11 protein-coding genes are annotated in these 12487 nt (G+C 63.6%); 4 read left to right on the forward strand and 7 right to left on the reverse strand.

Features of this window, described 5'->3' with window-relative positions; translation table 11 throughout:
- Positions 1–92: 92 nt before the first annotated feature.
- The 4 genes from pdhA to BLR85_RS14660 are packed head-to-tail and all read left to right on the forward strand — an operon-like array spanning position 93 to position 4297.
- Entirely contained in the window at positions 93–1145 is a 1053-nt protein-coding gene (gene pdhA, locus BLR85_RS14645) for a pyruvate dehydrogenase (acetyl-transferring) E1 component subunit alpha (protein ID WP_093157426.1), read from the forward strand.
- Entirely contained in the window at positions 1138–2118 is a 981-nt protein-coding gene (locus BLR85_RS14650; protein WP_093157429.1) for an alpha-ketoacid dehydrogenase subunit beta, read from the forward strand. Before pdhA ends, BLR85_RS14650 begins: the two co-directional genes overlap by 8 nt.
- Complete coding sequence (locus BLR85_RS14655; protein ID WP_093157432.1) at positions 2115–3194, forward strand: dihydrolipoamide acetyltransferase family protein; 1080 nt, start codon at positions 2115–2117, stop codon at positions 3192–3194. The genes BLR85_RS14650 and BLR85_RS14655 overlap by 4 nt, the downstream gene beginning before the upstream one ends.
- On the forward strand, positions 3191–4297 hold the full coding sequence (locus BLR85_RS14660) for a Glu/Leu/Phe/Val family dehydrogenase (protein ID WP_093157435.1): 1107 nt from the start codon (positions 3191–3193) through the stop codon (positions 4295–4297). The genes BLR85_RS14655 and BLR85_RS14660 overlap by 4 nt, the downstream gene beginning before the upstream one ends.
- Before the next feature lie 17 nt (positions 4298–4314).
- Here BLR85_RS14660 and BLR85_RS14665 read toward each other — a convergent pair whose 3' ends face one another.
- The 7 genes from BLR85_RS14665 to BLR85_RS14700 form a co-directional block, all read right to left on the reverse strand.
- Positions 4315–5022, reverse strand: a complete 708-nt coding sequence (locus tag BLR85_RS14665) for a DUF5765 domain-containing protein (RefSeq protein WP_244520742.1) — start codon at positions 5020–5022, stop codon at positions 4315–4317.
- Positions 5023–5143: 121 nt separating this feature from the next.
- A complete protein-coding gene (locus BLR85_RS14670; RefSeq protein ID WP_093157441.1) occupies positions 5144–5623 on the reverse strand; it encodes an Hsp20/alpha crystallin family protein in 480 nt (159 codons plus the stop codon).
- Positions 5624–5923: 300 nt separating this feature from the next.
- On the reverse strand, positions 5924–7021 hold the full coding sequence (locus BLR85_RS14675; protein ID WP_093157443.1) for an ABC transporter permease: 1098 nt from the start codon (positions 7019–7021) through the stop codon (positions 5924–5926).
- Entirely contained in the window at positions 7021–8139 is a 1119-nt protein-coding gene (locus BLR85_RS14680; RefSeq protein ID WP_093157446.1) for an ABC transporter permease, read from the reverse strand. The genes BLR85_RS14675 and BLR85_RS14680 overlap by 1 nt, the downstream gene beginning before the upstream one ends.
- Entirely contained in the window at positions 8136–9836 is a 1701-nt protein-coding gene (locus BLR85_RS14685; RefSeq protein ID WP_093157449.1) for an ATP-binding cassette domain-containing protein, read from the reverse strand. Before BLR85_RS14685 ends, BLR85_RS14680 begins: the two co-directional genes overlap by 4 nt.
- The gene (gene hlyD, locus BLR85_RS14690; protein WP_093157506.1) at positions 9836–10831 is read right to left on the reverse strand and encodes a secretion protein HlyD; all 996 of its coding nucleotides are present in this window, start codon (positions 10829–10831) and stop codon (positions 9836–9838) included. Before hlyD ends, BLR85_RS14685 begins: the two co-directional genes overlap by 1 nt.
- A 658-nt stretch (positions 10832–11489) precedes the next feature.
- A complete protein-coding gene (locus BLR85_RS14700) occupies positions 11490–12395 on the reverse strand; it encodes an NAD-dependent epimerase/dehydratase family protein (protein ID WP_093157456.1) in 906 nt (301 codons plus the stop codon).
- Between the last annotated feature and the right edge of the window lie 92 nt (positions 12396–12487).

The raw sequence follows: 12487 nt of genomic DNA on the forward strand, positions 1-12487 counted from the left end.
GATAATTCGACGACCGGAACACACGGGACAGGCAAGGGAGAGCCGAACGGGAAGAACGACGGGACAGACCGAAGGAAAGGAGTGACGCAGCCATGACACGCTTCGATTTCGGCCCCATGCGCTTCCTCGACCAGGCCGGGCAGGTCGAGACCGCGCTGCCCGGATTCGCGCAGGAGCGCGAGGCGCTTGCCGCGCTCTACCGCGCGATGATCCTGACCCGACAGTTCGACACCAAGGCCGTTGCCCTGCAACGAACAGGGCGGCTCGGCACCTATGCTTCCAGCCTCGGACAGGAGGCGGTGAGCGTTGGCGTGGCGAGCGCGATGCGAGACGAGGACGTGCTCCTGCCGTCCTTTCGCGAGCATGGCGGGCAGCTCTGGCGCGGCGTTACCCTGAAGGAACTGTTCCTGTTCTGGGGCGGCGATGAGAGGGGCAATGATTTCTCGGGGCCTCGCAAGGATTTTCCGGTCTGCATTCCCGTCGCGACGCAATTCCCACAGGCTGCTGGCGTCGCGCTGGCCATGCAGGTGCAAGGCACCGGCGGCGTTGCGGTGGCGATAGGGGGTGACGGGGCCACCTCCAAGGGCGATTTCTACGAGGCGATGAATATTGCGGGCGCCTGGACGCTGCCGGTCGTTTTCGTGACCAGCAACAACCAATGGGCGATCTCTGTTCCCCGCGCCGAACAGACCCACGCGGCCGCGATTTCCGACAAGGCCATTGCGGCCGGCATACCGGGCGGACGGGTCGATGGAAACGACGTGATCGCGGTCCGCGCGGTGATGGAGCGGGCGCTCGACCGCGCGCGTGCCGGTGAAGGCGCCACGTTGATCGAGGCTGTGACCTATCGGCTAGGGGATCACACGACCGCCGACGACGCCAAGCGATATCGTGGCGAAGCGGAGGTCAGCGCACATTGGAAGTCCGAGCCGCTGGTTCGGCTGCGAAATTACCTCGTGCAGGCACATGGTTGGACAAAGGACGAGGAGGAGGCCCTTCAGAGAAGCTGCCGGGAGGACGTAGAGACGGCAGCAGAGGCATATCTCGCAACCGCCATCCCGCCCTCGCGCTCGATGATAGAGCATCTGTTCGAGACCGTTCCGGACGATCTCTCAGAACGTTTCGGGGAGGCGGGAAATGGGTGAGCTGGCACTGGTAGAGGCCGTTCGAATGGCCCTCGCGCGCGCCCTTGAGGACGACCCGCGCGTGATCCTGCTCGGCGAGGATATCGGCGTGAACGGTGGCGTCTTTCGCGCGACCGATGGGCTCGCGGCGCGTTTCGGCGTCGACCGGGTACTCGACACACCGCTGGCCGAGACCGCCATTGCCGGGATCGCAGTGGGCGCCGCAGCGCATGGGCTCCGGCCCGTGGCCGAGATCCAGTTCATGGGTTTTCTCTACCCCGCGCTGGACCAACTGGCCAACCACGCCGCGCGCCTGCGCAACCGCACGCGCGGTCGCTTGACCTGCCCGATGGTGCTGCGCGCGCCGTTCGGTGGCGGCATCCATGCGCCGGAGCATCATTCGGAGAGTTTCGAGGCGATGCTCGCCCATGTGCCCGGTCTGCGGGTCGTTGTGCCGAGTTCGCCGGCGCGGGCCTACGGGCTGCTGCTGGCGGCGATCCGGGACCCGGATCCGGTCGTGTTCCTGGAGCCGAAGCGCCTCTATCGCTCTATCCGTGAAGAGGTCACCGATGACGGTGCGGCCCTGCCGCTCGACCGGGCAGTTATGCTGAGCGCCGGCGAGGATGTGACACTGGTCACATGGGGGGCGATGGTACAGGAAGCCCGGGAGGCGGTGGAGGGGATGGCCGCCGAGGGGGTCTCGGTCGAGTTGATCGACCTCTCCGCGCTGAAACCCATCGACCGGGCGACGATCCGAAGGTCGGTCGCCAAAACCGGGCGCTGTGTCGTGCTGCACGAGGCGCCGTTGACCGCCGGGCTGGGGGCGGAGATCGCCGCTGATCTGGCCGAGCACTGCCTGACCCACCTGCTGGCGCCAATCCGGCGGGTTGCGCCGCCGGATGTCGTCATTCCCTATCCGCGTCTGGAGGACCATTACATGCCAACGACCGGGCAGGTCGTCGGAACGATCAGGGAGGTAATGGAGTTCTCATGACCGAATTCACGCTGCCTGACCTCGGCGAAGGCCTGCAGGAAGCCGAAATCGTCACATGGCACGTGACGCCCGGCGACAACATCATCGCCGACCAGCCGCTGGTCTCGGTCGAGACCGACAAGGCGGTTCTGGAGATTCCCGCACCGGTCAGTGGCCTTCTTCTTCGGCGCTTCGCAGAGGAAGGCGACATGGTTGCCGTCGGCGCCCCACTGGCCGAAATCGACACGGAAAGCGCAACGGATGCGGGTGCCATCGTCGGTGACCTGCCGGATGGAACGTCCGGCAAGCCGTCTGCCGAACGTGCGTTGCAGGATCGTCCGAGGGCCGTGCCCGCAGTGCGCCGCCTTGCGCGGGAGAGTGGGGTCGACCTGTCCACGCTTACGGGAAGCGGCCCGGGAGGCGCTATCCTGTCGCGCGATGTCGAGGCTGCTGCGGCCCGGGGCACACCAATTCGCGGTGTCCGCCGCGCAATGGCCGGGGCAATGGCACGATCACGCGACGCGATCGTTCCAGCCACGGTGACCGACCAGGCCGTGATTTCCGCCTGGACCGAGACCGAGGAGCCGACACCACGCCTCGTTCGGGCCATCGTCGCAGGCTGCCGGGCCGAACCGGCGCTGAACGCCTGGTTCGAGGATGACCGACTGACCCGGCATGCGGCCATCGATCTCGCCATCGCCGTCGACACGCCCGACGGGCTGTTCTCTCTGGTCCTGCGGGATGTTGGCCGCTGCACGGACGTGAAAGCGCGCCTGGCCGCCTTGCGCCAGCGGGCAATGACTCGCGCTCTCACGCCCGACGAATTGCGCGGCGGCACGATCACGCTTTCCAATTTCGGTACCCTTGGCGGGCGCTTTGCCGTCCTCGTGGTGTCGCCGCCGCAGGTGGCGATCCTGGGTGCCGGGCGGATTTCGGAGGAATGCGTGGCAGAGAATGGCCAAGCCGTCGTCCGGCCTGTCCTGCCCCTGTCACTGACCTTCGATCACCGCGTCGTCACCGGCGCCGAGGCCGCGCGTTTTCTTGGCGCGGTCCGTGCCTCGCTGGAACACCCATCGCTTGAGGAGGAACAGCCATGACAAGCCCCTTTGCGTTGACAGACAGCTTCGGCCCCGAAAAGATCGTACATCTGAGCAATCCCGCCGCAAGGTTGAAGGCCATCGTCGTGATCGACAACACGGCCCTCGGCGCCGGTATTGGCGGCACCCGCATGGCACCGGACGTGACCCTGGAGGAATGCGCCCGGCTCGCGCGGGCGATGACCCTGAAAAACGCACTGGCGGGACTTCCCCACGGCGGGGCGAAATCCGTCATCTGCGCCGACCCGTCGATGCCCCTGGCCGACAAGGAACGGCTGATCCGGGCCTTTGCCCGAGCCATCTCGACTCTCGACGGTTACGTGCCCGGCCCCGACATGGGAACCGACGAGACATGCATGGCATGGATCAAGGACGAAACCGGGCGTGCGGTTGGCCTTCCCCGTTTGCTGGGGGGAATCCCGCTCGACGAGATCGGCGCGACCGGCTTCGGCGTGGCCGAGGCGCTGGACGCGGCTGCGCCGTTCAGCGGCATTGTTTCCGATGGTGCGCGCGTGGCCATCCAGGGCTTCGGCGCCGTTGGCCGCCATGCCGCGCTCATTCTTGCCAAGAGAGGGGCGCGTATCGTTGCCGTCTCGGATTCCGGTGGCTGCGTGTCAGACCCCGACGGCCTTTCGCTCGACAAGCTGCTGGAAATAAAGGCGGCCGGTGGTAGCGTGACCGATCTCGAAAACGTGGCAACCGCCGCCCGCGACGACGTGATCGGCATCGATTGCGACATCCTCGTTCCCGCCGCCCGTCCGGATGTGATCCATTCGGACAATGTGGACGCCGTGCGGGCACGGGTCATCGTCGAGGGGGCAAACATCCCTGCAACGATCGAAGCTGAGACCGATCTTCACCGGCGCGGCATTCTTGTCATCCCGGATTTCGTGGCGAATGCGGGCGGTGTGATCTGTGCATCCATAGAGGCACGCGGCGGAACCGAAGGACAGGTGCTCGGCGTGATCTCCGAACTGATCCGCCGCAACACGACCGAGGTGCTTCAGCGGGTCGGGCAAAGCGGCGACCTGCCCAGGGACGTGGCAAGAAGACTCGCCGAAACCCGTGTCCGCGGCGCCATGGATCTCAGACGGTCCTTCTGAACGGCAGTGTGTTTGGCCTATCCGGTCTGCGGATGATGCGCCCCCATGACTCGGTAACGCATCCACTTGCTGGTCCCGATGGCGATGATCCCGATTGAAAGCAAGCACCAGACCGCAGGCATCTCGTTTGGGTCCGAGGTCAGTTGCCAGGCCAGAACCGGCCCGGCCAGGAAGTGGAACAGGACGAATTTCCACGCCCCGTAGGAGAGCGGCAACAACAGGACCGCGGTGACATATGCCGGGAACTGCAACTGGTATCCGATCACATCGCTGATCGGGTTCCAAAGCCCGTTGAGCGGCACTTCCCATGCGATGTGCCAACTTCCCGAGACCAGGCACAGGCCCGTGCCGCACATGATTTCACCGGGAAGGCATGAACCGAGCGTTTCCAGCGGAACCAGCCGCAGGACAAGTAGAGCCGAACAGGCGGCGGCCACCGTGAAAACCAGGCGGCGCTGCATGGACTCCACCGGCCTAGGCGCGATCTCCATCACGAAAGCGTTTACCACCAGCGGCTGCAACGCGATGTGCAGGTAGGACAGCAACGTGACCGTCTGGTTCGTCGGGTCGCCGCATTGGTCCACGACGAGATAGCCGACGGCCTGGAGCGCCTCGATGAACGAGAAGTAGAGGAGCGTCCCCCATATCGCCAGTGGCTCGCCCTTGCTGCGGGTGTACCCGGCAGCAGCCGCTCCGGTAACCGCCATCGCTACCGACGCCGTCATGCTCCAGCACATCCGAAGCCCTCCAGCGAATTTGTTTCAGGTCGCCCGAAGCAAGGCTGCTTGCCACGGGCAATTCGTCCGAACGCGGGCGCCGTTCAGGCGCCCGCGTGAGACCGGCCTGTCAGGCACGGGTGATCTCGATCTTGCGGGCCTCGCTGACGGCATCCGCGGGTTTCGGGACCGTGACGGTCAGGACACCGTCCTTCGCCGACGCGGCAACCGTATCCGGGTCGATGTCGAAGGGCAGCGCGATGGTGCGCATGAAGGCGCCCGAGCGACGTTCCACGCGATGGAACTCCCGCCCTTCCTCCTCACCCTTTTCGTCCTTCTCGGACTTCTTTTCGCCCCTCACCGTGAGCCGATTCCCGGCAACGGAGAGATCGACATCCTTCAACTCGATCCCCGGCAATTCGGCGGTCACACGGACCGCGTCATTGGTCTCGCTGACATTCGTGCGCACGGCGAAACCGCTCTTCATCAGGTCGTGGCCTACGTCGAAATCATCGAAGAGGGTATCAATCTGCTTACGCAGCATCCCGAACGGATCGTCATCGCCCTTCGCGCCATTCCAAGAGGACGGCAACCAGCTACGCTTTGTCATAACAGCCTCCCTTCTTGCTTTCAGATTGCGGGATTGTCGCGCAAAAACGCACGCCGCGCCATGATCCGTATCATCAAGACGCGCCAGCCACCCATTTACCGCCAAGTCTCTCCACTTTCTCGGATTTCCAAAGTCTTGAGAGCCTTGCTGCAGCGCCTGCGGACCTGTTCCCGCGAGCCTGCGGGCCCGGTTTTCCCTTCGGCAGGTGGTCTCCGGCGCACTGATAAGTTGCCAAACTGCGATGACGGCAATCGTGCCAAGATCGTTTGAAGTTACGGAGCCCGAGCAACCGGCGGCATCTCACTCCATTCGCGCTCTGAAAAGTGCAGAGGAGACACCGAGTGTCACGATCGCGATCACCGCAAGCGGCCAGGTATTCGCCCAAAGATCCGGCACTGTCATGTCCTTCAGGAACACCCCCTCGCTGACGATCAGGAAATGCTTCGTCGGATCGCCCTGGGCCAGAATCCGGAGCCAGCCGGGCATGTTGTCGACAGGGGATGCGTAGCCCGAGAGCAGGATCGCAGGGACCGCGACCAGGAACATACCAAGGAAGGCCTGCTGTTGGGTTTGGGACAGCGACGAGACGAGCAGACCGACGCCGGCGAGTGCTAGCAGATAGAGCAGCAGCGAGATGTAGAAGAAGGGAACCGAGCCCGTTAGCGGCACGCCGAACAACGTCGAAATCAGCACCATGTAGATCGTTGCGTTGATAAACCCGACAAGCACCGGCGGAATCACCTTTCCGATCAGGATCTCGGGAACGCGGAGCGGCGAGACCATGAGTTGGTCGAAGGTGCCGAGTTCCCGTTCGCGGGCAACCGCCTGTGCCGTCAGGCCGAGCCCGGAGATGGTGGTAATGATGACGACCAGCCCCGGCATGGTGAACCAGAGGTAGAGCAGGTTCGGGTTGAACCAGTGGTTTACAATCGCGCCCGTCCGGGCCGGCGTGGCCGAAAGCTCGGCGCCGAGGTCGGCAACGATGGTGTTGAGATACCCCAGAACGATCTGCGCCGCGTTGGATTTCCGCCCGTCGAAAATCGCCTGCACGACCGCTGGCCGTCCCGCCGCCACATCCGCGCTGAAGCCCTGCGCGAAACTCACAACCGCGATCGTCTGTTGGCGGTCGATGGCCTGCCGCATCTCCTCCGGCGAACTGATCGGCAAGATCGCCACAACATTTGGACTGCCGGCGATGCGCTGCGTCATCTCGATGCTCCACCGCCCGCCGTCGCGATCGTAAATCCCGACGGCGATGTTCTTTACCTCCAGCGTCGTTGCGAAACCGAGCACGAAGAGCTGGATCAGCGGCGGCATGATCAGGATTATCCGGGCGCGCGGATCGCGCAGGATCGCCCAGAATTCCTTGATCGTGATCGCCATGAGCCGAGCAAGCATCAGGCGATCCTCCGATGCGTCACACGTATTGCAAGGGCGAAATAGATCAGCCCGAAGCCCAGCAGGATCGCGATGGAATGGAGGAACATTGGCCAGATGTCACCGACCGTGAACAAGGTCTGCAGGGACGGAACAAGATAGCGCGCGGGAACCGCGTAGGTGATGATCTGGATCGGCACCGGCATCGAGGCGATCTCGAAGATGAACCCGGAAAGGACCATCGAGGGCAGGAACCCGATGAGCAACGCCATCTGGCTGGCCACAAACTGGTTCTTGGCGATGGCGGAAATCAACAATCCCTGGCCGAGCGCAGGCACGAGAAAGGCCGATGAGACCGCCAGCAATCCCGGGATCGAGCCGCGAAACGGAACGCCGAAGACGAAGACGGCCAGCCCCGTGCACAGTGCCACCGATCCGAGACCAAGGATGAAATAGGGAAGCACCTTGGACGCGAGCAGTTCCGACATCGCCACCGGCGTCGCCATCAGCGCCTCCATCGTGCCCCGCTCCCATTCGCGTGCCACCACCAGCGCGGTCAACAAGGTCCCGATCATCGACATGACGATCGCGATCGAGCCCGGAATGAGGAAATCCCGACTGGTCAGTTCGGGGTTGAACCAGAAGCGCGGGATCAGGTTGATCGGACGTTCGGCAGCGACGCCATGATCGAGCGCCTCTCCCTGCGCCCATTGAGTCTGAACCCCCTGGGCATAGTTGGCGACGAAGGACGCGGTGTTGGGGAGCGAGCCATCGGTGATGATCTGGATAGTCGCCTGCGCCTGGCCGGACTCCATCCGGGCACCGAAATCCTGGGGGATGACAATGATGCCGCGCAATTTCCCGGCAACAAGCTCGGGTTCGAGCGAGGCCAGTTCCCGTGCGAAGGTTACGTCGAACCAGCGCGAATTTCGGAAAGCCATGCCGAGGCTGCTCGCCACCGCGCTGTCATCCTCCAGTGCGAGGCCTATCCTCACCTCGCGGACATCGAGCGAGACCGCGGTGCCGAAGAGGAACAACAGGATCAACGGCAGCACGAGGGCAATCAGGAAGGTCGATGGATCGCGCAGGATCTGTCGACTCTCCTTGATCAGCAAGGCCATGAAGCGACGCGGGTTCATGCGGCTTCATCCTTGCTCTCCGAGGCCTCGATCAGGGAAATGAACGCCTCCTCCAGTGTCGGGTCGGGACGATCCGGCGTCGCCGCGTCCCGCTTCAACACGTCCGGGCTGCCAAGCGCGATCTGCTCGGCGCGATAGATAACCAGGATGCGATCGCAATATTCCGCTTCTTCCATGAAATGGGTGGTGACCAGAACGGTGACACCCTTTTCAACCAACCCGTTGATGTGAGACCAGAACTCGCGCCGCACGATCGGATCGACGCCGGAAGTGGGTTCGTCGAGGAACAGGGTCGGCGGTTCGTGCATCACCGCGCAGGCGAGCGACAGCCGCTGTTTGAAGCCCAGTGGCAAACCTCCGGCGTTCTGCCGCAGATATGGGCCCAGGTGGAAAATCTCCACCATGCGCCCAAGCGCCTCCCGCCGTTTCGCGCCGGTAAGCCCATAGGCTCCGGCGAAAAAATTGAGGTTCTGGCGCACGCTCAGATCGCCGTAGAGCGAGAATTTCTGAGCCATGTAACCCAGAGACCGGCGCGCCGCGGAACGGGAGTGGCGAAGGTTGTGCCCCGCCACGCGGCCGTCGCCGGAGGTCGGGGTCAGAAGACCACAGAGCATCTTGAAGGTGGTTGATTTTCCCGCGCCGTTTGGACCCAGCAGCCCGAAGATCTCGCCGCGCGGAACCTTGAAGTCGATGCCATTGGCAGCGGTGAACGGACCGAAACGCTTGGTAAGTTGATGCGCCTCGATGGCCGGCAGGTCGTTTTCCGGCACCGCCCGGTAGTGCTCGGCCAGCAAGCTGTGTCCTTTCGGACCGCCGCCGAGGCGATCCACGAAGGCGTCTTCGAACCGGGCCGGAACGGGCTCGGCGCCCTTCGGCGGCGAGGCACCGGCATTCGTCAGGAACCGCACCGAGGCTCCCTGGATGGTCGCATCCCGGATCGCCGGATCCGCCACCAACCCGGCCAGAAGACGCCGTTTGCCCGGTCCATCTCCCCGCATCCGGAAGCACCGCCCGGCGGCCTCCCGCGTCAGATCGCCGGGCGGGCCTGCATGGATCAGGCGGCCTTCACTGAGCAGGAACACCTCCTCGCATTTCTCGGCCTCGTCGAGATAGGCGGTGGACCAGAGCACGGCGATCCCTGCCTCGGTGAGCTTCCGGACCATCGCCCAGAGCTCCCGCCGCGATAGCGGATCGACACCGACCCCGGGCTCGTCCAGCAACAACAATTCCGGCGTTTCCACTAGGGCACAGGCCAGGCCGAGCTTCTGTTTCATGCCGCCCGAGAGCCGTCCCGCGAGCCGTTCGGTGAACGCTCCAAGATCGGTGAAACGCAACAGCTCGGCAAAGCGATCGTCCCATTTCCCGGTCGGCAACCCTCGCAACTCGGCATAAAGCCGAAGGTTCTCGATAACGCTGAGATCCTCGTAGAGACCGAAGCGTTGCGGCATGTATCCAATCCGCTTGCGATCCGCCTCGGTCGCCGGCTTGCCGAGAACCGTCACCTCGCCCTCATCGTGGTCGATCAGCCCGGCCAGCAGCCGGATAAGCGTCGTCTTCCCGGCACCGTCCGGGCCGACAAGGCCGGTCATGAGGCCCGGTCGGATCTCCAGAGAGATATTGTCCAGCGCCGGCGCGCGCGCTTTGCCGAAACGGCGGGAGACGTTGCTCAGCACGGCCGCGGGCACCGGATTAGCCATCACGGATTGACCTCGGGCACCAGCACGGTGACTGGCATGCCCTGGCGCAATGCATCGTCAGGGTCCTCGACGATAATCCGAAGCCGGAAGACAAGATCCGTGCGCAGGCTGGGAGTCTGCACCGATTTGGGCGTGAACTCGGCAGTGGGCGAGATGAAGCCGATCGTGCCGTGGTACACCCGATCCGTACTGTCGGTCGTGACCTCGACCGCGCGCCCCGGCACGACCATGCCAAGATCCGGCTCCGGGACATAGGCGCGAATTCGGACCGGGCGATCGATCGCGATGGTGTAGACCGTCCCACCGGCGGCAACGATCGCGCCGGGTTCGCGGGCACGGGTCAGCACGAAACCGTCCTGAACCGCGGTCAGGGTCGCGTCCTCAAGGGCGGTCTTCGCCTGGTCCCGCGCTGCCAGCGCAGCCGACAGCGCCGCTTCGGCGGCGGCTATATCCTCGGCGCGGGTACCGGCACGCACCAGCGACAGAGCCTGCTCGGCGGAAGAGAGCATCGCCCTGGCCTCGAGAAAACCGGCTTCGGCGGTATCGAGCTCCGCCTGGCTGATCGCATCGCTTTTCACGAGTCGACCAAAGCGGTGGAAAGCCAGTTCCGAACGGTCCAGGGCCGCCTTGCGCTGGTCCACCAGGGCCTCTGCCTGCGCAATCTCCTGGGGGCGATTGCCCGCCACCGCCTTGTCCAGCGCTGCCTGTGCAGCGGCCACCTGCGCTTCGGCCGCGGCCAGGGTCTGCTGCAGTGGTACCGGATCGAGCCGGGCCAACACATCACCGGCAGCGACCCGGTCTCCCTCCTCAACCGGCATCTCGGAAATCCGTCCGCCGACCCGGAACGCGAGATCCACCGTGCGGACATCGACATTGCCGTATAATGTCAGCGCTTTAGACCGCTCCGGTTCGAAATAGCCTTCCTTCCACGCCCACGCGCCCCCACCAGCAGCAACGACCAAAGCGAGGACGGCGACGATCAATGGCTTCTTCATGATGCATCCCCCCATTCCGGGATAGCGCAGTCCGAACAGTCCTCGCAAAACCGATCTGCAGCCGTTCTGATCACCCTGTCCTAGGTGGCAGCTATCGGTTTGCCTGGCTGTCGGGACTCTGACACTGGCATCTCCTTGCCCCTGATTATGGATTAGTCCATTCGTTCGAATGCCATTTCAAGGGTCAATTTCCCGGCAGAGCAAATGCTTGCGGCTTCTGGGGACGCCGTGAAGAGACTGGCCGAAGGCGTCACCTGTCAAGGTGTCGTCAATATCGCTGATCAGCAGCCAGGGTCGGCTTTGACTTGGCGATATTTGCGTCACTTTCCTGAAGAGTTGTCGCGCCTGCTGGGAATGTCGGAATGGCGGGTTCTGGAGTGAACCGGCTCCTGCCCCGACCAGGCGCGGTGCGGCTTCTCCACCGTTTCCTCGCCCTTCAATGCTTCCAGCGCCACTTTCGCTTTGAACTTGGGCGCGTTCCGCTTGCTTTCGACATCTCTGACCTCCTTCTCGTCGAAGATCAGCAGACCGCAATTCGTAGCCTACGTCAGCGTCCGAATTTCTCGGAGTAGCTCAATGTTTTCAATCCGAAGCAGGACAGCGCGTGCCGTTGGAGCAGCGCCATTCGGCAGTCATTGCGGCGCCGGTGTGCCCGCAATCAGCACGGTTCGAGTTCAACCTCTTCGACATAGTCGCGCCAGTCATATTTCTCTTCGAAGCCGAGCACCGTCCGGATCTTCAGATTAGAAAAGAGCGCTTCGTCCTCGTGCAGGTCCCGCCGGATCGGCACTTCCGGGTAGAAACGCGCGATGATCTCGCTGTTCGGGATGTTCACCGAGTTGGTGTCGTTTCCGGCATTGAAGATCTGGAAGCCAAGCCCATCCGCCCTCAGGCAAAGATCGACAATCTGGCCGAGGTCACGCGCGTCGATATAGCAGAAGAGGTTGCGCCGCCGGACGGCCGGATCGGCAAAGAAAGCCGGAAAGCGGTCGTACTCATGCGGTTCGATCACGTTACCGATGCGGAGCCCGTATATGTCGAAGCCCGAGCGGCGCTGGAACGCGCGGGCGGTCTTCTCGTTGACCACCTTGGACAGCCCGTAGCTGTCCATCGGGTTGGTGTCATGTTCCTCGTCCACCGGAAGGTAGTCCGGCAGCGCCTCGCCATCGGCAAAGCAGACGCCATAAGTCGTCTCGGAAGACGCGAAGACGATCTTGGGGATGCCGAGCTTCACCGCCGCCTCGATCACGTTATAGGTTCCGATCGTGTTGACCCGGAACGTCTCGTGATCGGGGTTGATCAGGATGCGCGGGACGGCGGCGAAATGCACCACCGCATCGAATCTCGGCACACCGGTACCAGGTTCCAACTCATCGAAACCGGCATAGCTCGTCATCACGTTGAACATCGCGCCACTATCGGTGATGTCGGCGATCAGGTTGTCGATCCCCGGCTCGTCCAGCGGCGTCAGGTCCACATTGACCACCCGGTGGCCTCTTCCACGAAGGTAGCGACACACGTGTCGTCCGGCCTTGCCGGAGCCGCCTGTGAAAAGAATACGCATATTTCCCCCCAGTCTTACGCGTTCGACGACTCCCCGTCCCCCGATCATGGGCAATGGGAACAAATCCCGACCTGGACGTGTCAGACCCGGCG

The organism is Aliiruegeria lutimaris, assembly GCF_900099935.1.
GTDB classification, from domain to species: domain Bacteria; phylum Pseudomonadota; class Alphaproteobacteria; order Rhodobacterales; family Rhodobacteraceae; genus Tropicimonas; species Tropicimonas lutimaris.

Bases quoted from the DNA above. Each gene is read 5' to 3' on its own strand.
- pdhA (WP_093157426.1), top strand. From the start codon at position 93: ATGACACGCTTCGATTTCGGCCCCATGCGCTTCCTCGACCAGGCCGGG.
- BLR85_RS14650 (WP_093157429.1), top strand. From the start codon at position 1,138: ATGGGTGAGCTGGCACTGGTAGAGGCCGTTCGAATGGCCCTCGCGCGC.
- BLR85_RS14655 (WP_093157432.1), top strand. From the start codon at position 2,115: ATGACCGAATTCACGCTGCCTGACCTCGGCGAAGGCCTGCAGGAAGCC.
- BLR85_RS14660 (WP_093157435.1), top strand. From the start codon at position 3,191: ATGACAAGCCCCTTTGCGTTGACAGACAGCTTCGGCCCCGAAAAGATC.
- BLR85_RS14665 (WP_244520742.1), bottom strand. From the start codon at position 5,022: ATGACGGCGTCGGTAGCGATGGCGGTTACCGGAGCGGCTGCTGCCGGG.
- BLR85_RS14670 (WP_093157441.1), bottom strand. From the start codon at position 5,623: ATGACAAAGCGTAGCTGGTTGCCGTCCTCTTGGAATGGCGCGAAGGGC.
- BLR85_RS14675 (WP_093157443.1), bottom strand. From the start codon at position 7,021: ATGCTTGCTCGGCTCATGGCGATCACGATCAAGGAATTCTGGGCGATC.
- BLR85_RS14680 (WP_093157446.1), bottom strand. From the start codon at position 8,139: ATGAACCCGCGTCGCTTCATGGCCTTGCTGATCAAGGAGAGTCGACAG.
- BLR85_RS14685 (WP_093157449.1), bottom strand. From the start codon at position 9,836: ATGGCTAATCCGGTGCCCGCGGCCGTGCTGAGCAACGTCTCCCGCCGT.
- hlyD (WP_093157506.1), bottom strand. From the start codon at position 10,831: ATGAAGAAGCCATTGATCGTCGCCGTCCTCGCTTTGGTCGTTGCTGCT.
- BLR85_RS14700 (WP_093157456.1), bottom strand. From the start codon at position 12,395: ATGCGTATTCTTTTCACAGGCGGCTCCGGCAAGGCCGGACGACACGTG.